This is a genomic window from Sphingomonas sp. NIBR02145 (assembly GCF_027359115.1).
Classification (GTDB): Bacteria; Pseudomonadota; Alphaproteobacteria; order Sphingomonadales; family Sphingomonadaceae; genus Sphingomonas; species Sphingomonas kyeonggiensis_A.
In genome coordinates this window covers 3,624,104-3,646,069 of record NZ_CP114791.1, presented here as the reverse complement: position 1 = coordinate 3,646,069, position 21,966 = coordinate 3,624,104, and the positions used below count along the sequence as shown (strand labels likewise).

Here is a 21,966-nt window from a genome sequence, read left to right as displayed (position 1 = left end):
TGTTACCCTGGACCCCGGCGTTCGCCGGGGAGCAGAGAAAGGGAGGGAATTAGGTGCCCGCTTCCTCCAGCGGCTCGACATCGACGGACACATGCATGTCCTGCGCACCCGAGCCGAGCACGATGCCGTCGATCGGGGCGATCTCGGCATAGTCGCGGCCAATCGCCATCACGACATGATCCTCGGCCATCCAGATGCCGTTGGTGGGATCGACGCCGACCCAGCCGAGATCGGGCCCGGCCCAGACCAGCACCCAGGCATGAGTGGCATCGGCGCCGACCAGCCGGGGCTGGCCCGGCGGCGGCAGGGTGCGCAGATAGCCCGAGACATAGGCGGCGGGCAGCCCGGCGGCACGCAGGCCCGAGATCATGATCTGGGCGAAGTCCTGGCAGACCCCCCGGCGCTTGTCGAAGGCGGCGCGCGGCGGCGTATCGACCAGGGTCGCGCTGGGATCGAAATCGAATTCGCGCTGGATGCGGGTGGCGAGCGCATAGGCGGCTTCGAGCACGCCGCGATCCGGCGACAGGTCGGGCGCGCACCATTCGGCGATCGCGCCGTCGAGCGGGATCTGCGGCGAGGGGAAGAGATAGGATGCCGGGCTGGCCGGCGAGGCATCGCGGCTCTCCCGCGCCAGCCGCGCGATCCCGGCCAGCGTCGGATCGGACGGCGACGGCACCGGGATCGGGCGCTCGACCCGGATGCGCGCGCCGCTCTCGATCGTCAGCGTGCTGGTGGCGTTCTCCATCACCAGCCGCACGACATTGGCGAGCCCGGCTTCGGCGCGCGCCGGAAAGGTGCGCCCGCCCGGCTCGACCGACAGCGCATAGTCGAGCACTTCCTGCCCCGACCACAGGATCGGCTTGAGCCGCAGATTGCAGCGCGCGAAGCCGACCGGCTGCGCATAGTCGAACCGGGTGACGTGGCGGATGCGGTAGAGCATCAGGCGAGGACGAGCCCGGCGGCGCGCAGCGGCTCCGACCCTTGCAGGAAATAGCGGCGCGCGATCGCGTCCGACAGACTGGCGAGGCGCTGCTCGAGCACGGCGAGCAGCGCGTCGTCGGTGCGCATCGCGTTCGACGTCACCAGGATGGCGGCCAGTTCGCGCGCCTGCTCCTGCTGCGGCTCGGCCAGGCCATCATCGGACAGCACCGGCAGCTTGTTGAGATGGCCCGAGATCGCCGCGACCTGATAGGCGATGCCGCGCGGATTGCCCGGATCGAGCGTGACGAGATCGAGCACCGGCACCCGGGCGATCCCGGTCAGATAGCGCTGGCGATAGCTGATCTGGCTGTCCGCCAGGTCGAGCAGCGTGCCGAGATCGTCGCTGGTCGCATCCGCCCGGCCAAAGGCGCGCAGGAAACCGAGCGTCGCCATCGCCCGCTCGACGCGCCGGCCCATATCGTGGAATCGCCAGGCATCGGTACGGCCCATATGCTCGGCGGCGAGCCCGGCCAGCGCCGAATAGCGCCGCTGCAGCGAGCCGGCCTTTTCGAGCAGCGTGCCGCGCGTCGGGAAGGGCGCGTCGAGCAGCCGGACCATGTCGGCGGCCAGCCGGTCCCGCGAGACCTGGCCGATCAGCCGCGCCTGGGCGTTGATCGACGCGACGCTGTACCAGCCCTCGCCATCCTCCAGCGCCGTCCGGGCAAGCTGGGTGAGATCGGAGCGCTTGAGGCCGCCCGGCACCGGCGCGGCGTTGCTGCGGACCAGGATGTCGATCAGCTTGCGCACCGTATCGGCGGCGAGCGCGGCGCCGGTATCCGCACTGATCGAATTGCCGAGCAGCACCCGGATCACCCCGAGCTGCGCCTCGCCGCGCTCGAGATAGCGGCCGAGCCAGAACATGTTGTCCGCCACCTGGCTGGGCAGAGTCCCGGGGTTGCGGCGCAGCTGGGTCGAATCGCCCGAGGGCAGCAGCGACACCGGCTCGACCGGATCGGGCCCATGGACGCAGACATCGGCGGACCACATGCCCTCGCCCATCACCGCGGCACGGGCATCGGCATGCTCGCCGATCCGGGCGAAGCCGCCGGGCAGCACCGTCCAGGCGCCATCGGGTCCACGCGCGGCGAACACGCGCAGGGTGAAGGGCCGCGCGGCGAGCCGGTCCTCGGCGACCACCGGCATGGTCGAGAGATGGACGACTTCCTGTCCGACATAATCCTGCGGCCGGCGCGCCATGTCGGCGAGCAAAGCGGCGCGCGCCTCGCCCTGAATGGCGGAGCCCAGCACCGCCTTGGCCCCGGGCAGGCCGAGCGGCGGGACGCCGAAGGCGGACTTGACCAGCAGCCGGTCGAGCTCCGCCTCGACATGCGCCCGGGCATCGTCCTGCCCGCACCACCAGGTCGCGATATTGGGCAGCCTGAGCCCTTCGCCGGTCAGCAGCTCGGCGAGCCGCGGAAGGAAGGCGGCGAAGGCGGGCGCCTCGAGCAGCCCGGCGCCCGGCGCATTGGCGATGACGACATTGCCCGCGACCATCGCATCGACCAGCCCCGGCACGCCGATCGTCGAATGGCTGTCGAGCGCGAGCGGATCGAGCAGGCGCGGATCGAGCCGCCGCCACAGCGCGTCGACGCGCTTCAATCCGGCGATGGTGCGGACATAGAGCTTGTCGTCGAGCACCGCGAGATCGGCGCCCTCGACCAGCAGCCAGCCGAGATAGCGGGCGAGATGCGCCTGCTCGGCATAGCTCGGGTTGAGCCGGCCGGGGGTGAGCAAGGCTATGCGCGGCTCGGCGCGGCGGCAGCGTGCGGCCAGCCCCTCGCGGAAGGCCGCGAAGAAAGGCGCGTGGCGGGCGATGTTGAGCCGGGTCTGGAGCCCGTCGAGCGTCTGCGCCATCGCCAGCCGGTTCTCCAGCGCATAGCCGGCGCCGGCGGGCGCGCGCAGGTGATCGGCGAGCACGCGCCATTCGCCGTTGGGCCCGCGGCACAGGTCGATCGCCAGCGCCTGGAGATGATAGCCGCCCGGCGGCACCGAATTGGTGAGCGGGCGCAGGAAGAAGGGGCTGCCGGTGACGAGCGCGGCGGGGACATGCCCGTCGGCGACCAGCCTGCCCGGGCCGTAGAGATCGGCGAGCACCTGCTCCATCACCTCGGCGCGCTGGGCGATGCCGGTAGCGATGCCGTCCCATTCGGCCTGGGGGATCAGCAGCGGGATCGGCGAGAGCGGCCAGGGGCGCTCCTCGCCCTCGCCGGCGATGCGGAAGCCGGTGCCGATATCCTCGGCATGGCGATGCGCGCGTTCGCGGGCGGTCTCGAGATTGTCGCCGGCGAGCCCGGCCAGTTCCTCGAACACGGCGGGCCAGGCATCTCCGGCGGCGGCGCGCGCGCAGAGCACGTCGTCGCGCGGGGCGGACGCGCAATAGTCCGCGATCCACCGATCGGCGATCGTTCCCGCGTCGAACAGAGGTGCGGCGCTGCTCGCCAAGCTATCGTCCCCAGCTATACGGGGCGACTAGTGGGGCAATCGCTGCTGCGTGGCAACATGGGATGCGTACGTACGGCCATGCCGTGCACGCATCCCGTTGCGGTTCAGCGGACGAAGGTGAGCGTCGAGATGTGCATCACGCTGGCCACGTCCTGGCCGCCGAGCTTCGCCGGGGCGGTCTCGGTGTGCGAGGCGCTGACCAGGTAGCGGCCGGCGCCGAGCTGCGGCACGGTGATGCGGCCCGCGGCATCGGTGACGAAGCTCTTCTGCCAGCGATCGGGAGTGATGATCGACAGCTTGGCGTCGGCAAGCGGCTTGCCGCGGAAGAACAGGGTGAACTGGTCGCTGTTCGCTGCCACCGGCACCAGCTCGAGATCGAGCTTGTGGCTGGTCTCGCTGCGGCCGGCGCGGGCGTAGAAGATCGCGCCCTGCTTCGCCTCGCCCGCCTGCCAGGGCTCGAACACCGCATCGTCGCGCACGCGGACATCGCCGGTGCCCGGGATCGCGGCCTCGATATGGTTGGCGCGGCGGGTGAGCGCCCCCATGCTGCCGACCAGCTGCGGCTTTTGCAGCTTGGGGAATTCGGGGTCGCCCTGGGCGGGCACCGCTTCGTTGGGCTCGCCCAGATAGATGCGCGCCGGGCCCTTGCCGTCATGCTCGACCCAGATCTCGTGCGCGGCGGCCGGGGCGGCGATCAGCATCGCGGCGGCGGCAAGCAGAAGCTTCTTCATCGTCACTCTCCTCGCTTGGGACGAGGGAGGCGCCGGACACGCCTCCCTGCCCCCTTATCAAAAGCGGTAGCTGGCGCCGACCGTGAAGTTGCGCGGCGCGCCGTAGCGATACTGGCTGAACGTGCCCATCTGGCTGTAATAGGTCTTGTCGAGCAGGTTCTCGACATTGGCCTGGACCGACAGATTGTCGCTCACCGCATAGCGCGCCATCAGGTTGACCAGCGCGAACCCGCCCTGCTCGAAGCGGAACGGCGCCGCGGTGACCGGGTTGGCCGCGACGGTATAGGCTTCGCTGCGATAGTTGACGCCGCCGCCGAAGGTCAGGCGATCGAGCGTGTAGGTGGTGAACAGCTTGAGCAGGCGGCGCGGCTGCTCGGTATTGGCGGCGACGCCGTCGCGGTCCTCGGCCTTGAACTGGCTATAGCCGAAATTGATGTTCCAGCCGGGCAGCAGCTTGCCGGTCGCCTCGATCTCGAAGCCCTGGCTGGTCACGCCCTGCGCGGCGACATAGGTCTGCTGCGGCAGGCCGCCGCCCGGCGGGGTGACCATGATGTCGGGCTGGCCGACATTGTCCTGCTCGATGCGGAACAGCGCGACCGAGGTCTGCAGCGCATCGTTGAAGAAGGCGCTCTTGAGGCCGACCTCATAGGCCTTGCCCTCCAGCGGCGCGATCAGCTCGAGCGTGCGGGTGCGCAGGTTCTGGGGCTGGAAGATCCGGGTGTAGCTCGCATAGAGCCGGTGGTTCGAGGTGATGTCGAGCAGCGCGCCGACATAGGGGATGAACTCGTCGCTCTTGCCGTAGTTGCTCGAGCCGCTCCACGCGAAGCCGCGCTGGTGCCAGCTGGCGAGGCGGCCGCCGGCGATGATCTTGAGCGGATCGGCGATGTTGAGGCGGACCGCGCCATAATAGCCGGTCTGCTCGATCCGCTCCTGCTCGTTGCGCACCGCCGTGGTGCCGAATACCGGCTCGGGGAAGAGCGCGCCTTCGCGGCCCAGGACGGGCACGTTGGTGGCCCAGGAGTTCAGCCCGGTGCCCCAGGCCGGGTTATTCTCGGTATAGGGCGCCACGAAATTGTCGGTGTAGCGGTTGAGCACGCTGTGCAGCGCGCCGAGCACGACTTCGTGATCGCGGCCGAACAGCTTGACGCTGCCCTTGATCTGCCCGTCGAAGCTTTCCTGCGTGCTCACGCCCTTCGACTTGTAGGGGTTGCTGCTGGCGATCGTGCCGGTCGCGCGATCGGCAGTGCCGTACATGTAGAGCAGCTGGGTATCGCCGGTGTTGCGCAGCTGGTTGTAGTTGGCGGTGATGCTCCAGCGATCGCCGATCTCCTGGCGGATCGTGGCGAAGATGTTGCGGTTGGTCGAGTTCCAATAGGTCCAGTCGGCCGCGGTGGTCTGCGAGCGGTCCAGGTCGGTGGTGACCGATCCGTCATTGTAGAAGGTCGGCAGCGCACCCCAGGTCGCGCCCTTGGGCTTGGTGTCCTGATAGCTGATGCCCGCGCGGACCAGCGTGGTGTCGGTCACATCGGCATCGACCACGCCGTAGAGCACGTACTTCTTGGTGTGCAGCAGATCGGTGAAGTTCTTGCCATTCTCGTAGCGGCCCACCGCGCGAACGCGGATGCGACCATCCGCGTCGAGCGCGCCGCCGACATCGGCCGAGACGCGATAGGTGTTCCAGCTGCCGGCGCTGGCGTCGACATAGCCGGTCCATTCCTTCGCATCGGCATGCTTGCGGACAAGGTTGACCGAGGCCGAGGGATCGCCGGCGCCCGAGAGCAGGCCGGTCGCGCCGCGCACGATCTCGACGCGCTCATAGATCGACATGTCGATGCTGGTCTCGCCATTACCGCCGGCGAGCGTCCAGGCGGCCGGAACGCCGTCCACCTGGGTATTCCGGATCTCGAAGCCGCGCGCGTAGAAGGTGTTGCGGACGTCATCGACTTCGTTGACCGCGACGCCGACCGCGTTGTTGATGACATCGGCGACGCTGATCAGATTCTGGTCTAGGATGCGCTGGGCGGTGACGATGCTCACCGATTGCGGCGTCTCGCGCACGGTAAGGCCCAGCCCGGTCGCGGTGTCGATCTTGTCGGGGATCGTATAGCGGCCGCTGACGACGATCTCCCCATCCTCCGCCGGCTTCTGCGCGTCCGCCGTCTGGGCGAAGGCGGGCGTAGCGAGCGCGCACAGCGCGGCACCGAGCGAGAGGGTAAGCTTGAACGTCAAGATTGCGGATCCCTTTTCCTGCGGATGGTGCGTCACGCTTCCGGCGACGTCGCGCAGGGCCCTAATACTATTGAGAATCGTTTGCAATACATCTTCACTTCCTCGTGAATGCGCGTTGCGCAAGCGCGGTTGCGCGGCGGCAAACCTTTGGATGATTGGGAAGACCGGTTTCCGGGCGCATATCCGCGAGCATCCCGCCCTCCATTGGAGTTGCGCCCCATGCCCCCGATCCCGCTCGACCGCCGCGGCTTTTCCCGTGCCGCCCTTGCTTCGCTTGCCGTAACGCTGGCCGGCCCTGCGCTCGCTCGCCCCGCGCCCGTGAAGGCGCGCAACGTGGTGCTCGTCCACGGCCTATTCGCCGATGGCTCGTCCTGGTCCGAAGTGATCCCGCTGCTCCAGGATCGCGGGCTCAACGTCACCTCGGTGCAGAACCCGCTGACCAGCCTGCCCGACGCGATGGCCGAGGCGACGCGCGTGCTCGATCGCCAGGACGGGCCGACCGTGCTGGCCGGGCACAGCTTCTCGGGCATGATCGTCACCGAGGCGGGCATGCATCCGAACGTGTCGTCGCTGGTCTATGTCGCCGCACGCGCTCCCGATGCCGGCGAGGATTATGCGGCGCTCGCCGCGAAATACCCGACGCCGCCGGCGAGCGCCGGCATCGTCTATGACGGCGACGAGGGCCGGCTGGGCGAAACGGCGTTCCTGCGCGATTTCGCCGGCGACCTGCCGCCCCGCAAGGCGAAGGCGCTCTTCGCGGTGCAGCAGCCCTTCCACAAGCTGCTGCTGACCGGCCGAACCACCCAGGCGGCGTGGCGCAGCAAGCCGAGCTGGTATGCCGTCTCGACCGAGGACCGCACGATCAACCCCGATCTCGAGCGCTTCATGGCGAAGCGAATGGGCGCGACGACGATCGAGCTCAAGTCGAGCCATGTCTCGCTGATCTCGCATCCCCAGGCGATCGCGCGCCTGATCCTGGAGGCGGCGGGGCAGGCCTGATCCGCGATCGGGCTTGCAGTTTCCGCGCGAGCCCGACACCAGTCCGCGCAAGGCATCGCGGAGGGGATCAGTGAGCGAAATCGTGGAAACGCCGGCAGCGAACGGCGCTGCGGCGGCAACGGAAGTCGAGGCGCCCGACCGGACCGCCACCGGCAAGGCGCATTTCGAAGTCCTGGACGGCCTGCGCGGCACCGCCGCGCTGATCGTGGTGATCTTCCACATCCAGGGCATCACCGTGATGTGGGACGGCGCCAAGGTGGTGCTGCACCACGCCCCGCTCGCGGTGGATTTCTTCTTCGCGCTGTCGGGCTTCGTGATCGGCTATGCCTATGACGATCGCTGGGAGCGGATGACCACCGGCCGCTTCATCGCGCTACGGCTGATCCGGCTGCACCCGCTGGTGATCCTCGGCGCCTTGCTCGGGCTGGCGAGCTATCTGTTCGATCCCTTTGCCGGCAAATTGCAGGCGGTGCCGCTGGCCTCGGTGCTGGGCGCCTTTGCGCTGTGCCTGTTCGCGCTGCCGAGCTGGCCGCTGGCCAATCGCTGGACCGACACCCACCCGCTCAATGGGCCGATCTGGACGCTGTTCCAGGAATATATCGGCAACCTCGCCTATGCACTGGTGCTGCGCCGGCTGCGCGCGCGCTGGCTCGCGCTGCTGGCGGTGGCGAGCGGCGTGGTGCTGGCGATCGGGGCGACGCTGCACGGCACGCTCGACCAGGGCTCCTATTGGGAGACCTTCTGGATGGCGCCGGTGCGGCTGTTCTTCCCGTTCCTCACCGGACTGTGGCTCTACCGGGTGCGCGACCGGCTGCCCGATATAAGGATCGGCTGGCTGCCGCTGTCGATCGCGATGCTCGCCGCCATCGCCGCGCCGACGCTGCCGCCGGTGGGCGGGATCAAGGTCAACGGGCTCTACGAGGCGCTGGTGGTCATCCTGCTGTTCCCCGCGATCCTCGTCGCGGGCCGCCATTCCGAGGCGGGGCGCGGCATGCTCTGGCTATGCAAGGCGAGCGGGCGCATCTCCTACCCGATCTACATCACCCATTTCCCGTTCCTCTATCTCTGGATGAACTTCGTCGCGACCGGGAAGGCCTCGCAGGGCCAGCTGCTCGCGATCGGAACCGCGCTGGTGCCGTTGCTGCTGCTGGTGGCCTGGCTGGCCTATCGCTTCTGGGACGTGCCGATCCGCACCCGGCTGGGGGTCTGGCTGCGCGCGCGGGGCTGAGGATCGGCGATCCCCGGCCCCGCGCACCGGTTCAGCGCGTGGCCGGCGTCGCCACCGCAGCGGCGGGAGCGGGCGCCGGTGCCGCGACCGGCTGGGGCGGCAGCTCGGGCAGGTCCTCGACCCCGGGCAGGTCCCAGCGATCCATGGTCATCGCCGAGCAGCTATAAGTGGCGCGGTCGCGTAGCGGCGCGGGCTTCAGCGATGCGGCAAGCGCGGGCTGGCCGGCGCTCAGCACGCCGCGCGCATCCTCGATATGCGAGGTCCAGGCCATGGCGTTGAGCCATTCGCCATTCGCCAGCCCCACGCCCATATAGGGCACGAAATCGCCCAGATAGACGGTGTCGCCCGCCTCGACATGGAAGGTCGGCGCGCCGAAGCAATAGGTGTTCGAGCTCGGCAGATTGCCCGCCGCGCTCGACGAGATCACATAATCGCCCGGCGTGATCCGCATCGCATGCACCTCGTACAGCGCCTTGCGATCCTTGCTCCTGGCGTTCAGCGTATAGGTCGTCGTGTCGCCGGTCTTCTTCCAGTCCCTGGGCCGGTAGAGCAGGTCGCGGACGTTCACGTCGTAGCGGGTGATCGAGAAATTGCCCGACTTGCCGGCACTGCCCTCGTCGGGGCGGCGGAAGCCGAAGACCAGCACCGCCTCGCCCGGCGCGACCACCACGGGCACCTTGGGATCCGCCTTCTTGCCCAGATAGAGCGTGCCCGGCCCGGTCAGCGGCGCATCGAGCTTGAGCTTGCGATCGGGGCCCACCGTGAAGCTGGTGCGCTCGGTGATCCCGCCCATCACCTGCTGGGCGCCGACGATCGAGTTGAAATAGTCGTTGCGCTCGGCATCGGTCATCGCGCCGACCTTCGCGGCGGTGTCCGAGGGCACGTCGATCAGCCGCCAGCCCTTGATCAGCAGGCAGGCGCGGCGATTGGCGCGGCGCTGCTTGCCCTGCGAGATCGCGCTGCCGATCAGGCCGCCGATCAGCCCGCCCGCGCCCGCCGCGACCGGCGAGATGATCTGCGGATTGTAATAGACCGGGATCATCCCGCCCGGCGTGCGCGATCCCCGCGCGATCAGCCGGCAATCCTGCCAGTCGGCGTCATATTGCGCGCGCGTGGCGCCGGGCTTGTTGTAGAAGCGGGTATCCTTGAGGTCGCGCGCCGCATCCTCGGCGATTTCCTCGGGCGTGTCGTCGGTGGCGGCCGGCTTTTGCGCCACCGGCGCGGGCTTGACCTCGTCGATATGGGCATAGGTCACTGCCTGGCCATGGGCCGATTGCACGGTGAACGCCGCGGCGACGGCCGCGGTCATAAGAAGCCTGGAGCGCATACATCCCCCTATTTGCGCATTTTGGAATAGGGAGGATTAACCAGCTTTGGGACCTCGTCCAGACGGAGTTTCAACCAGTTGCGGGCTATCTCAAACGTCCGGCAGCACCTGCTCGGCAAGCCCCCAGCCCTGCAGCGCGCGGCCGGTGGCGCGCGCCAGCAGCTCGGCACTGTCCCGGATCGAGAAATGCCTCGGGCTGTCGATGTCGCGCAGCTCGCTCCACGTCACCGGCGCCGCCACCGGCGCGCCTTCGCGGGCGCGGGCGACATAGGGCAGCACCGCCGTGCTGCCACGCTGGTTGCGCAGGTAGTCGATGAAGATCTTGCCCTTGCGGCTCGCTTTCTTGAGGTTGGCGGTGAAGCGCTCGGGCTCCGCCTCCGCCAGCGCGCGGGAGAAACGCTCGCAGAAGCTCTTCGCCGCGGGCCATTCGGCTTTAGGGGTCAGCGGCACCACCACATGCACGCCCTTGCCGCCCGAGAGCAGCGGCCAGCTGGTCAGCCCGAGCTCGGCGAGATGCTCCTTGATGTCGGCCGCCGCCTTCTTCACGTCCTCGAAGCCCAGCCCCTCGTCGGGATCGAGGTCGAACACCAGCCGGTCGGGCTTCTCGACATCGGCGACCAGGCTGCCCCAGCCGTGGAACTCGATCGTCCCCATCTGGACGCAGGCCATGATCCCGTCGGCGTCGTCGAGATAGAGATAGGGTTCGACCGAGCCATCCTTCTCGCGGATATCGACATGGTGGACATGCTCGCCGAAGCTGCCGGCGTCGTGCTTCTGGAAGAAGCATTGCCGCGCCCGGCCCTGCGGGCAGCGCACCAGGCTGATCGGCCGGTTGGCGAGCCAGGGCAAAGTGATCGGCGCGGTGGCGAGATAATAGTCGGCAAGGTCGCCCTTGGTGAGATCGTCGCCGGGGAAGATCACCCGCTCGCGGCTGCTGATCTTCACGGCGGAGGCGGGCGCTTCCGGTAGCTTGGCGGGCTTCTCGGCCACCACCTCCTTCGCCGGCTTGTCCTCGCGCAGGCCGATGAAGCTGGCATGGCGCACGACATTCTCGGCAGTGAATTCGGCAAAAGCGATCTCGGCGACCAGCTTTGGCTGCACCCAATGCGCGCCGCGCGCTTCGGCTTTCGGCACCTTGGCGGCCGGCTTGTCGGCGGCGATCCCGTCGAGCCGCTCGCGCAGGGCGTGCAGCGTGTCAGTGCTGAACCCGGTGCCGACCTTGCCGGCATAGACGAGCCCGTCCGGCCCGTTCAGCCCGAGCAGCAGCGAGCGGAAGCCGCGTCCCTTCGCGCTCGACGGCAGCCAGCCGAGGATCACGAACTCCTGGCGGCGGATGCACTTGGTCTTGAGCCAGGCCCTGGTCCGGGTGCCGCGATAGGGCGCGTCGGCGCGCTTGGAGACGACGCCCTCATAGCCTTCGCGGCACATCGTCTCGAACAGCTTCTCGCCGCTGCCCAGCACATGCTCGGAGAAGTGGATGCGGGCATCCGCCCCCTCCAGCAGCGCGCGCAGCCTTTCCTTGCGGGCGAGCTGGGGGAGCTTGCCCAGGTCCTCGCCGCCCGCTTCCAGCAGGTCGAAGGCGAACATCACCAGCCCCTCGCCGCCTTTGGACAAAGCTTCCTGGAGCGAGGAGAAATCGGGCTTTCCGTCCTTCAGCGCGACGATCTCGCCGTCGATCAGCGCCGGGCCGGGCAGGCTGGCCGCGGCTTCGGCGATGCCGGGGAAGCGATCGGTCCAGTCGAGCCCGGTGCGGGTGTAGATCTTCGGGCCGCCCGCGCCGATGCTGAGCAGCGCGCGATAGCCGTCATATTTCACCTCGTGCAGCCACTGGTTGCCGGCGGGCACGGTGTCGACCAGCGTCGCGAGCTGGGGCTTCTGGAATGCGGGCGACTTCATTCCTCCCCGAGCTTTGCTCGGGGAGGGGGACCGACGCGAAGCGGCGGTGGAGGGGCCGGCGCGCTTCGCGCCGGTTACACCGTCGCGCCCCTCCACCCCCGGCCTTCGGCCGGCGGTCCCCCTCCCCGAAGCAAGCTCGGGGAGGATTTTAGAGGGCTTCCCCTCCGCGATCTCCTGCATCGTCCGCCCGGTCTTCACGCTGGTCAGCGCGGTCTCGACCAGCGCGTCGGTGGCGCCGGCATATTGGTCGTCGATCTTGCGCAGCAGCCAGTTCTCGGACTTCTCCTTGCCGCGCGGCTTGAGCCGGATCAGCAGCCACTCGCCCCGCATCCGGTCGCCGTCGAGGGTGAAGTGGAGATGGCCCTTCTCCAGGTCCTTTTCGCTCTTGCCCTTGATCGGTGCCCAGGTCCCGTCGTCCCACAGCATCACCGTGCCGCCGCCATATTCGCCCTTGGGGATCACGCCTTCGAAATCGGCATAGGAAAGCGGATGGTCCTCGGTGCGCACCGCCAGCCGCTTCTCATCCGGATCGAGGCTCGGCCCGCGCGTCACCGCCCAGCTCTTGAGCACGCCGTCGATCTCCAGCCGGAAATCCCAATGCAGGCGGGTCGCGTCGTGCTTCTGCACCATGAAACGGTGCCCGCCGCCCTTGGCCAGCTTGCCCGCCGGCTCCGCCGTCTTCGCGAAATCGCGCTTGGCGTTGTATTTGGCGAGGAGATCGGGGGACTTGGCCATCAATCCGTCATCCCGGCGAAAGCCGGGATCTCCCTGTTATGGAGCGAACGCCTGCCGCACGAGATCCCGGCTTTCGCCGGGATGACGAGGAACATCCTCACGCCCGCTTCTTCGCCGGGGCCTTGGCCGCCGGCTTGGCCTTCGCCGCCCGGCTCGCCTTCGCCTCGGGCTTCTCCAGCGATTTCTTGAGCGCCGCCATCAGATCGACCACGTTCGAGCCGCGGCTCTCCTTGCCGTCGCCCGCATCCTCGATGATTTTCCTGCCCTTCGCCTTTTGCTTGCGCGCGATCAGGTCCTTGAGCGCATCGACATAGCGATCGTGGAATTTCTTCGGATCGAAGGCCGCGACCTTCTTCTCGATCAGGCTTTCGGCCAGCCCGAGCAGCTCGGGATCGGGCGCGTCGTCGGGAATGTCGCGGAAATAGCCCTGCGCCTTGTTGACCTCATCGGCATAGCGCAGCGTCTCCAGCACCATGCCGCGCCCGCAGGGCTTGAGGCTGACGACATATTCCCGCCCGCGCATCGCCAGCTGGCCCAGCCCTACCTTGCGGGTGCGCCGCAACGCCTCGCGCAGCACGATGAACGCTTCCTCGGCCAGGTCGTCGGCGGGCACGACGAAATAGGGGCGTTCGTAATAGAGCACGTCGATCTCGTCGGCATCGACGAACTGGGTGAGCTCGAGCGTCTTCTTCGATTCGAGCTTCACCGCATCGATCTCGTCCTGCTCGAGCAGGACATATTCGCCCTTCTCGACCTCGAACCCCTTCACGATCTCCTCGGGCTCGACCGCGCCGACGCCAGGGGCGACCTTCTCATATTTGATGCGCTTGCCGCTCGGCTCGTGGATCTGGTGGAAGCTGATCTGCGCGCCCGATTTGGTCGCGGTGTAGATCTCCACCGGGATCGACACGAGCGCCAGCCGTATCTGTCCCTGCCAATAGGCGCGCGCCGCCATCTCGCTCTCCTCGTTGCGAAGCCGATTCAATGTGCCAGCAAAGGAGTCGTTCCTCGACACCCGTTCGGGGGAGGCGTAGAGCCCCGGGCCATGAGCACCGATCCGTTCGAACTGTTCGACAGCTGGTACCGGGAAGCGCGGGAAAGCGAGCCCAACGACTCCAACGCGATGACGCTGGCGACCGTGAGCGCGGACGGCCAGCCTTCCGCCCGCATCGTCCTGTTGAAGGGCCACGGACCGGACGGCTTCGTCTTCTACACCAACCGCGAAAGCCGCAAGGCGCAGGAACTGCACGAAGGCACGAAGGTCGCCCTGCTCTTCCACTGGAAGTCGCTGCGCCGCCAGATCCGCATCGAGGGCGGCGTCAGCTTCGCCACCGATGCCGAGAGCGACGCCTATTTCGCCAGCCGCGCGCGCGATTCCCAGCTCGGCGCCTGGGCATCGGACCAGTCCCACCCGCTCGACAGCCGCGAGACGTTCGAAGCCCGTTTCGAGGACGTGAAGGCGCGGTTCGCGGGCCAGGACGTGCCCCGCCCGCCGCATTGGGGCGGCTACCGCGTCACTCCGACGCGAATCGAGTTCTGGCAGGACCGTGCCCACCGGCTGCACGAGCGCCGGCTGTTCACCCGCGCCGGCGCCGGCTGGTCCGAGGGCCTGCTATATCCATGAGCTCCTGGCGATGAACAACCTCGCCCGCCGCGCCGCGCTCGCCAGCGTCTGCTCCGCGATCCTGCTGGGCGCGCTCAAGGCATGGGCCGCCTGGACGACCGGGTCGGTCGCCGTGCTCGCCAGCCTGGCGGATTCGGTGCTCGACCTGTTTGCCTCGCTGGTCACGCTGGGCGGCGTCCACTGGGCCTCGCAGCCGGCCGACGAGAATCACCGCTTCGGGCATGGCAAGGCCGAGGCACTGGCCGCGCTCTTCCAGGTCGTGGTCGTCGCCATCTCGGCGCTCGCCATCCTGATCCGCGCGATCGAGCGGCTGCAGACCGGCGATGTCTCGGCTTCGCCCGAATCGGGCATCATCGTCAGCATGATCGCGATCGTCGTCACGCTCGCGCTCACCCGCTATCAGCAGCATGTGATCGACCAGACCGGCTCGGTCGCGATCGGCGCGGACCGGATCCACTATACCTCGGACCTGATGCTCAACGCCGCGGTGATCGCCGCGCTAGCGCTCGATGCCTGGGGCCTGCGCGGCGCGGACCCGGTGTTCGGCATCGCCATCGCCTTCTGGCTGCTGTTCGGCGCCTGGCGCGCCAGCGAAGCCGCGATCGACCAGCTGATGGACAAGGAATGGCCCGAGGAGCGCCGCCGCGCCTTTGTCGAGGTCGCGGCGCGCAATCCGGCGCTCCGGAGCCTGCATGACCTGCGCACCCGCTCCAGCGGCAATCGCGACTTCGTCCAGTTCCACATCTCGATGAACCCGGCGATGACGATCCTCCAGGCGCATGACGTGGTCGAGGCGCTGGAGACCGAGTTGGGCGCGGCCTTTCCAGGCACCGAGATCCTGATCCATGTCGATCCGGACGGCCATGTCGACGAGCCCGAAAACCCGATGACCGAAGCCAATTTGTTGAAGGACGCCGAGTGACCCTGCCTTTCGCCCAGATCGATGCCTTTGCCGACCGTCCCTTCACCGGCAACCAGGCCGCGGTGATGCCGCTGGAGGCCTGGCTGCCCGACGAGACGCTCCTGGCGATCGCGGCGGAGAACAACCTCGCCGAGACGGCGTTCATCATTCCCGATGCGAGCGGCGAGGCCGATTTCGAGCTGCGCTGGTTCACCCCCGCCGTCGAAGTCGCGCTGTGCGGCCATGCCACGCTGGCGAGCGGCCATTTCGTGCTGTCGGCCGATCCGGCGCGCGAGCGCGTGACCTTCCGCACCCGCAAGGCCGGCATCCTCGAAGTGCGCCGTGACGGCGATTCCTATGCGATGGCGCTGCCCGCCTATCCGCCCGAGCCCGCCGAGGTGCCCGGCCTGCTCGAAGCGCTGGGCGTCGGCATCGGCGAGACGCTGCGCCATCCCAATGGCTATGACCTGACCGTGCTGGAAAGCGCCGAGGCGGTGCTCGCGCTCAAGCCCGATTTCCGCAAGCTCGCCGCGATCGGCGACACGCTCAACATCGTGACCGCGCCGGGCACCGATACCGACGTGGTCAGCCGCGTCTTCGCGCCGGCGGCGGGGATCGACGAGGATCCGGTCACCGGCTCGGCGCATTCGGTGCTGACGCCCTATTGGGCCGGGCGCCTCGGCCGCGACACGTTCAGCGCCTATCAGGCCTCGGCGCGCGGCGGCCATATCGCCTGCGGGCTCGCCGGCGACCGGGTGATCCTGGGCGGCAAGTGCGTGACCGTGATCGTCGGCGAATTCGCGCTCGAGGGCGCCGGCTAGGGCCTAGCGCTTGCGCACGAACTCGGCGCGCAGGACCAGGCCCTTGATGCCTTCATACTTGCAGTCGATCTCCTGCGCGTCGCCGGTCAGGCGGATCGACTTGATCAGCGTGCCGCGCTTGAGCGTCTGCCCGGCGCCCTTGACGGTCAGGTCCTTGATCAGCGTGACCTGATCGCCATCTTGAAGCAGGTTGCCGACCGAATCGCGGACCTCGACCGTCTCGGCCGCATTGGCCTTGGCAGCGGCCTCGGCGGCGGGGATCCACTCCCCGCTCGCCTCGTCGTAGATATACGCGTCGTCGCTCACTTGAAGGCCCGCGCGATCAGGTCCTCGGTCGAGGGATCGAATCCCTCCCCACCCGCACCCGCCGCCTTGGCCATTTCCTTGCCAAGCTCGACACCGAACTGATCAAACGCGTTGATGCCGAGCAGCACCGCGTTCACGAAGGTGCGCTGTTCGTAGAATGCGAGGATCGCGCCGAGCGTACGCGGATCGACGGTGTCGAGCAGCAGCGTGGCCGACGGGCGGTCGCCCGGATAGTCGCGCGCCAGATCGTCATTCTTGCGGCCGGCCATCAGCGCCGCGCCCTGCGCGAACATGTTGAGCAGCAGCTGGCGGTGATGCTCCTCGGCCAGGCCATCGCCCGGCTCGATCGAGCCGATGAACTCGAGCGGCACCAGGCGGGTGCCCTGGTGGAGCAGCTGGAACACCGCATGCTGGGCATCGGTGCCAACGCCGCCCCAGGTGATCGGCGCGGTCGGATAGGTCACCGGCTCGCCCTTGGCGGTCACGCGCTTGCCGTTCGATTCCATCTCGAGCTGCTGGAGATAGCTCGGCAGCAGCGCAAGGCGCTCGTCATAGGCGAAGGTGGCACGCGTCTCGCAGCCGCGGACCTGGGTGTAGTAGAGGTCGGCGAAGGCGGCGAGGACGGGGACATTCTCCTCGAACGCGGCAAGGCGGAAATGGCGGTCCATCTCGGCCGCGCCTTCGAGCAGTTCCTCGAACGCGTCCCAGCCCAGCGCCAGCGCTGCCGGGAAGCCGATCGACGACCAGAGCGAATAGCGCCCGCCAACGGATTCGTTGAAGGGCAGCACACGCGTCTCGTCGATGCCGAAGGCAATCGCCTTTTCCGGCGCCGCGGTGAGCGCGACGAGCTTGCCGTACGGATCGGCGACCCCGCCCTGCATCAGCCAGGAGATCGCGCTCTCGGCGTTGAGCATCGTCTCGGTGGTGGTGAAGGTCTTCGAGGCGATCGCGATCAGAGTGGTGGCAGGATCGAAGCGATCGAGCGCGGTCTCCAGCGCGACGCCGTCGACGTTCGAGACCACCGCGACTTCATAGCGATCGGCGTCGCGGCCGAGCGCGTCGACCAGCAGGTCCGGGCCCAAAGCCGAGCCGCCGATGCCGATATGGATGATGCTGCGCACCGGGCCGAACGCCTCGGCCTCGATCGCGTCGATCAACGCACGCATGCGGGCGTGATAGGCCTGGGCACGGGCGACGCTGTCGGGCGAGCCTTCGCCGCGCTCGGCGGTGTGCTCGACCGCGCGGCCTTCGGTGACGTTGATCTTCTCGCCGGCGAACAGCGCGTCGCGCTTGGCGACCAGGCCCATGTCGGCGGCAATCTTCGAGAAGGCGGCGATCAGCTCGGGCGTCAGGTGCGTCTTCGACCAGTCGAAGTGGATGCCGGCGACGTCGGCGGAAAGCTTGGCGACACGATCGGCGTCGCGCGCGAACAGCTCGGTCAGCGTCGAGGCTTCGAGCGATTTAACGGCGGACCAGTCGGGCAAGCTCATGTTCATCTCCAATTGCGACAAGTTGCCCCTATCGTCCCATTCTCTCCACCGCCACTCCATTCATCGGCTTGACCTCACCGCCCGGCCCAAGCAGAGCAGCACCCCATGGAAAACACGCCTGCCGATTCCCTCGACGACAAGCCCGCCACCCCCGCCAAGGCGGCCGTGGAGGACAAGCCCAAGAACGAGTGGAAGGAGCTTGGCGTCTTCCTCGTCAAGCTGGCGCTGATAGTGTTCGTGGTGCGCAGCTTCATCTTCTCGCCCTTCTCGATCCCGTCGGAATCGATGATGCCGCGGCTGCTGATCGGCGACTATCTGTTCATCACCAAGTGGAACTACGGCTATTCCAAGCACTCGCTGCCGTGGAGCCTGCCGCTGATCCCTGGCCGCATCTTCCCGGGCACGCCGGCACGCGGCGACGTGGTGGTGTTCAAGGCGCCGGGCCATAATGGCGAGGACTGGATCAAGCGCGTCGTCGGCCTGCCGGGCGACAGCGTCCAGGTGGTCAACGGCCAGGTGATCCTGAACGGCAAGGCGGTGCCCAAGCAGAAGGTCGCCGATCTCGAGCTGCCGATCACGCCGAACTTCACCAACTGCCCCACCCTGTTCCAGAGCGTGAGCGCCAAGGGCGACGCGGTCTGCAAGCTGCCGCGCTTCCGCGAGACGCTGCCGGGCGGCAAGAGCTATAATGTGCTCGACCAGGGGCTCACCCCGCAGGACAATACCGAGGTCTATCATGTGCCCGCCGGCCATGTGTTCCTGATGGGCGACAATCGCGACAATTCGACCGACAGCCGCTTCTCGCAGCCGCCCGAGGGCCAGGGCATCTCCTATGTCCCGCTCGAGAATATCGAGGGCAAGGCGGTACTGAGCTTCTGGTCGACCGACGGCAGCGCCAACTGGTTCCTGCCCTGGACCTGGTTCACCGCCGCGCGCTGGAGCCGCATCGGGGAAGGCTTTTGAGCGCTCCCGACCTCGGGGAGTGGATCGCGAAGACTTTCGGCCAGCGCCCTTCTGACCTGGCCCCTTATCAGCGTGCGCTGACGCATGGCAGCCAGGCGGCGGAGAATTACGAGCGGCTCGAGTTCCTGGGCGACCGGGTGCTCGGCCTCGCCATCGCCGAATGGCTGTACGAGCGCTTCGCCAGCGAACCCGAGGGCGCGTTGTCGCGGCGGCTGAACGCGCTGGTGACGGGTGCGATGTGCGCCGACGTCGCGCGCGAGGTCGGCGTGCCGCCGCTGCTCCGTCTCGGCAAGCAGGCGCGCGGCGACGGTGCCGCGGACAGCGACAATGTGCTGGGCGACGCGATGGAGGCGCTGATCGGCGCGCTCTATCTCGAATTCGGCTTCGCGCCGGCGCGCGACTTCGTCCGCAAGGCCTGGGCCAGGCATATCGACGCGCATGCCAGCGCGCCGCGGCATCCCAAGTCTGCGCTGCAGGAATGGGCGGCCGCGAACAATCGCCGCCCGCCCGAATATGTGGTGACCGACCGCTCGGGCCCCAACCACGCGCCGCGCTTCACCGTGAAAGTGTCGATCGGCAGCTTCGCCGACGCGGAGGCGCAGGGCACGAGCAAGCAGGACGCGGAAACCGCGGCCGCGGCGGCACTGCTGGCGAAGCTCAAGGCTTGATCTCCCCTGCACAAGGCAGGCGCATTGGAAAACGATATGACTGATACTCCGGAAACCCAGCACTGCGGCCTGATCGCAATCGTCGGCGCGCCCAACGCCGGCAAGTCGACGCTGGTCAATGCGCTGGTCGGCCAGAAGGTCGCGATCGTCAGCCCCAAGGCGCAGACCACGCGCACCCGGGTGATGGGCATCGCGATCGAGGAGGCGACGCAGCTGATCCTGGTCGACACGCCGGGCATCTTCACCCCCGAGCGCCGGCTCGACCGGGCGATGGTCGCCGCCGCCTGGGAAGGCGCCGAGGGTGCGGACCTGATCGCGCTGATCGTCGATGGCAAGGGCGGCATCGGCCCCAAGGTCCAGACCGTGATCGAGAGCCTGAAGGGCCGGCGCGAGCGCAAGATCCTGATCCTCAACAAGGTCGATGTCGCCGACAAGCCGCGCCTGCTCGGCCATGCGGCGAAGCTCAACGAGCTGCTGCCGTTCGACGAGACCTATTTCGTCTCGGCCCAGACCGGCGACGGCGTGCCCGAGCTGAAGGCCGCGCTCGCCGCCGCGATGCCCGAATGCCCCTGGCACTTCCCCGAGGACCAGGTGAGCGACGCCACCGACCGCATGCTCGCCGCCGAAGTGACCCGCGAGCAGCTCTATCTCCAGCTCCACCAGGAGCTGCCCTATTCCTCCGCGATCGAAACCGAGCAGTACAAGGAGCGCGAGGACGGGTCGGTCGAGATCCACCAGCAGATCCTGGTCGAGCGCGAGACCCAGCGCGCGATCGTGCTCGGCAAGGGCGGCACCCGCATCAAGGAAATTGGCGCCCGGGCCCGCGCGGAGCTCTCCCGTCTCATGGGCGTAAAGGTTCATCTCTATCTTCACGTGAAAGTAAGGCCGGAATGGCAGGAAGACCGTTCGCTTTACCGTGAGATCGGGTTGGACTGGGTCGAGTGACGAAGAAGCTCAAGGTCGCCATCGTACAGGATTCGCCGGTTCCCCTCGCCATCGGCGCGGGGTTGGACAAGGCTATCGCGAAAGCACGCGAGGCGATCGAGAAGGGCGCGCGCGTCGTCGCCTTTGGCGAGGGTTTTCTGGGCGGCTACCCGGCCTGGCTCGACCAGGTCGCCCCGGCGCGGCTCTGGGACCATCCCGGCACGCGCGAGTTGCACGGCCTGCTGCTCGACCAGGCGGTCCGCGGCGAGGACCCGCGCTTCCAGCCGCTGCAATGGACCGTGGACATCGCCGATGTGGCCGTCTCGATCGGCGGCTATGAGCGCGTCCGCCAGAGCCTCTACGCCACCCAGTTCCTCTTCCGCCCCAAGGCGCCGGTGCTGCGCCATCGCAAGCTGATCCTCTCGCCGGCCGAGAAGCTGATGCTCGGCCAGGGCGACGGCTCGACCATGGGTCTGCACGAGGCGAAATGGGGCAGGATCGGCCAGCTCGCCTCCACCGAGCACTGGATGCCGCTCGCCCGCGCGGCAATGCATCACGAAGGCGAGACGGTGCACGTCGCCGCCTGGCCCGAAGTGGGCGACATCGCGATGCTCGCCTCGGCCCATTATGCCTTTGAAGGCCGCGCCTTCGTGCTGGCGGCGGGCACCATCCAGTACAAGCAGGAGCTGATCGCCGGCTATGAGAAGGCAGGTGGGGACGGATCGGCGCGCAAGCTGCTCGACCGGCTGCCCGATGGCCAGATCCAGCACGGCCACAGCGCGATCATCGCACCCGACGGCGTGGTGATCGCCCAGGCAGGCACCGCACCCGAGATCCTGATGGCCGAGATCGACCTGGACGAAGTCGGCCGCGGCCTGGCGACGATGGACGTCGATGGCGCCCAGGCGCGGCATGACGTGTTCGAGCTGTCGGTCGATCGACGCACCCGTGCCGGCATCATCGAGAAGGGCGACAGCGAGGCGGCCTGATCAGGCCAGCATCGCATCCACCCATTCCGGCACCAGCGTACCCGCCGGCCCCAGCCGCGTTTCGCCGAACCAGTGGCTGCCGGCGCTCGGGTCGAGGTTGAGTTCCAGTGTCTGCGCTCCGTGATAGCGCGCCGTCTGCACGAACCCGGCCGCCGGATAGACCGCGCCCGACGTGCCGATCGAGACGAACAGGTCCGCATCCGCCAGCGCCGCCTCGATCACGTCCATGTGATAGGGCATCTCTCCGAAGAAGACGATGTCGGGCCGAAGCGCCGGCGTGCCGCAATTGGGGCATTCGGTGCCGGGCGGCAGGCTGTCTTCCCACTCCACATTGTCCCCGCACGCCGCGCACAGCGCCGACTTCAGCTCGCCATGCATGTGGAGCATCCGGTTGGCGCCGGCGCGCTCGTGCAGATCGTCGACATTCTGGGTGACGATCAGCAGCTGCCCGGGCCACTCCGCATCGAGCCGGGCCAGCGCGACATGCGCCGGATTGGGCGCGACCTCGGCAAGCTTGGCCCGCCGCGCATCGTAGAAGCGATGGACCAGCTCGGGATCGTGCGCGAGCGCCTCCGGCGTGCAGACATCCTCCACCCGATGCCCTTCCCATAGCCCGCCAGGGCCTCGGAAAGTGGCGATCCCGCTCTCCGCCGAAAGCCCGGCGCCGGTGAGAATGACGATGTTCTGGATGTCACGCATGACGGCAGGATAG

General features: G+C 68.1%; 19 protein-coding genes. 9 read left to right on the top strand and 10 right to left on the bottom strand.

Annotation, left to right across the window (positions count from 1 at the left end; all coding sequences use genetic code 11):
- Positions 1-49: 49 nt before the first annotated feature.
- The 4 genes from O3305_RS16515 to O3305_RS16500 form a co-directional block, all read right to left on the bottom strand.
- Positions 50-940, bottom strand: a complete 891-nt coding sequence (locus O3305_RS16515; protein WP_269573507.1) for a transglutaminase family protein — start codon at positions 938-940, stop codon at positions 50-52.
- On the bottom strand, positions 940-3,423 hold the full coding sequence (locus O3305_RS16510; protein WP_269573506.1) for a circularly permuted type 2 ATP-grasp protein: 2,484 nt from the start codon (positions 3,421-3,423) through the stop codon (positions 940-942). The genes O3305_RS16515 and O3305_RS16510 overlap by 1 nt, the downstream gene beginning before the upstream one ends.
- Before the next feature lie 104 nt (positions 3,424-3,527).
- A complete protein-coding gene (locus tag O3305_RS16505) occupies positions 3,528-4,154 on the bottom strand; it encodes a DUF4198 domain-containing protein (protein ID WP_269573505.1) in 627 nt (208 codons plus the stop codon).
- 57 nt (positions 4,155-4,211) lie between these two features.
- A complete protein-coding gene (locus O3305_RS16500; protein ID WP_269573504.1) occupies positions 4,212-6,383 on the bottom strand; it encodes a TonB-dependent siderophore receptor in 2,172 nt (723 codons plus the stop codon).
- 219 nt (positions 6,384-6,602) lie between these two features.
- Between O3305_RS16500 and O3305_RS16495 the strand changes: the two genes are divergently transcribed.
- Both O3305_RS16495 and O3305_RS16490 read left to right on the top strand, forming a co-directional pair.
- The gene (locus O3305_RS16495) at positions 6,603-7,382 is read left to right on the top strand and encodes an alpha/beta fold hydrolase (protein WP_269573503.1); all 780 of its coding nucleotides are present in this window, start codon (positions 6,603-6,605) and stop codon (positions 7,380-7,382) included.
- Between the two features lie 70 nt (positions 7,383-7,452).
- The gene (locus tag O3305_RS16490) at positions 7,453-8,610 is read left to right on the top strand and encodes an acyltransferase family protein (RefSeq protein WP_269573502.1); all 1,158 of its coding nucleotides are present in this window, start codon (positions 7,453-7,455) and stop codon (positions 8,608-8,610) included.
- A gap of 31 nt (positions 8,611-8,641) precedes the next feature.
- Here the strand turns inward: O3305_RS16490 and O3305_RS16485 are convergent, their stop codons facing one another.
- The 3 genes from O3305_RS16485 to ku form a co-directional block, all read right to left on the bottom strand.
- Complete coding sequence (locus O3305_RS16485; RefSeq protein ID WP_269573501.1) at positions 8,642-9,919, bottom strand: hypothetical protein; 1,278 nt, start codon at positions 9,917-9,919, stop codon at positions 8,642-8,644.
- Positions 9,920-10,027: 108 nt separating this feature from the next.
- Positions 10,028-12,568 carry a DNA ligase D gene (ligD, locus tag O3305_RS16480; protein WP_269573500.1) on the bottom strand — a complete coding sequence of 847 codons (2,541 nt, stop codon included), beginning with the start codon at positions 12,566-12,568 and terminating at the stop codon, positions 10,028-10,030.
- 97 nt (positions 12,569-12,665) lie between these two features.
- Positions 12,666-13,523, bottom strand: a complete 858-nt coding sequence (gene ku / locus O3305_RS16475; RefSeq protein ID WP_269576544.1) for a non-homologous end joining protein Ku — start codon at positions 13,521-13,523, stop codon at positions 12,666-12,668.
- 90 nt (positions 13,524-13,613) lie between these two features.
- On the opposite strand from ku, the gene pdxH reads away from it, so the two are divergent.
- Genes pdxH through O3305_RS16460 form a run of 3 tightly spaced genes read left to right on the top strand, consistent with a single transcriptional unit; the run spans position 13,614 to position 15,914 of the window.
- The gene (gene pdxH, locus O3305_RS16470; RefSeq protein WP_269573499.1) at positions 13,614-14,192 is read left to right on the top strand and encodes a pyridoxamine 5'-phosphate oxidase; all 579 of its coding nucleotides are present in this window, start codon (positions 13,614-13,616) and stop codon (positions 14,190-14,192) included.
- A 10-nt stretch (positions 14,193-14,202) separates the two neighbouring features.
- Positions 14,203-15,114, top strand: a complete 912-nt coding sequence (locus tag O3305_RS16465; protein ID WP_269573498.1) for a cation diffusion facilitator family transporter — start codon at positions 14,203-14,205, stop codon at positions 15,112-15,114.
- Positions 15,111-15,914 (top strand): PhzF family phenazine biosynthesis protein, encoded by an 804-nt coding sequence (locus O3305_RS16460; RefSeq protein ID WP_269573497.1) that lies wholly within the window; start codon positions 15,111-15,113, stop codon positions 15,912-15,914. Before O3305_RS16465 ends, O3305_RS16460 begins: the two co-directional genes overlap by 4 nt.
- Before the next feature lie 3 nt (positions 15,915-15,917).
- Here O3305_RS16460 and O3305_RS16455 read toward each other — a convergent pair whose 3' ends face one another.
- Both O3305_RS16455 and pgi read right to left on the bottom strand, forming a co-directional pair.
- Positions 15,918-16,220 carry an alkylphosphonate utilization protein gene (locus O3305_RS16455; protein ID WP_269573496.1) on the bottom strand — a complete coding sequence of 101 codons (303 nt, stop codon included), beginning with the start codon at positions 16,218-16,220 and terminating at the stop codon, positions 15,918-15,920.
- Positions 16,217-17,710 (bottom strand): glucose-6-phosphate isomerase, encoded by a 1,494-nt coding sequence (gene pgi, locus O3305_RS16450; protein WP_502958141.1) that lies wholly within the window; start codon positions 17,708-17,710, stop codon positions 16,217-16,219. Before pgi ends, O3305_RS16455 begins: the two co-directional genes overlap by 4 nt.
- A 105-nt stretch (positions 17,711-17,815) precedes the next feature.
- On the opposite strand from pgi, the gene lepB reads away from it, so the two are divergent.
- From lepB to O3305_RS16430, 4 genes are read left to right on the top strand one after another with little or no spacing between them, the layout of a single operon-like run.
- Positions 17,816-18,673, top strand: coding sequence for a signal peptidase I (gene lepB, locus O3305_RS16445; protein ID WP_269573494.1), 858 nt, complete (start codon positions 17,816-17,818; stop codon positions 18,671-18,673).
- The gene (gene rnc / locus O3305_RS16440) at positions 18,670-19,341 is read left to right on the top strand and encodes a ribonuclease III (protein ID WP_269573493.1); all 672 of its coding nucleotides are present in this window, start codon (positions 18,670-18,672) and stop codon (positions 19,339-19,341) included. The genes lepB and rnc overlap by 4 nt, the downstream gene beginning before the upstream one ends.
- A 36-nt stretch (positions 19,342-19,377) precedes the next feature.
- A complete protein-coding gene (gene era / locus O3305_RS16435; RefSeq protein WP_269573492.1) occupies positions 19,378-20,286 on the top strand; it encodes a GTPase Era in 909 nt (302 codons plus the stop codon).
- A complete protein-coding gene (locus O3305_RS16430) occupies positions 20,283-21,254 on the top strand; it encodes a nitrilase-related carbon-nitrogen hydrolase (RefSeq protein ID WP_269573491.1) in 972 nt (323 codons plus the stop codon). The genes era and O3305_RS16430 overlap by 4 nt, the downstream gene beginning before the upstream one ends.
- Here O3305_RS16430 and O3305_RS16425 read toward each other — a convergent pair whose 3' ends face one another.
- Entirely contained in the window at positions 21,255-21,953 is a 699-nt protein-coding gene (locus O3305_RS16425) for an NAD-dependent deacylase (RefSeq protein ID WP_269573490.1), read from the bottom strand.
- Positions 21,954-21,966 lie beyond the last annotated feature (13 nt).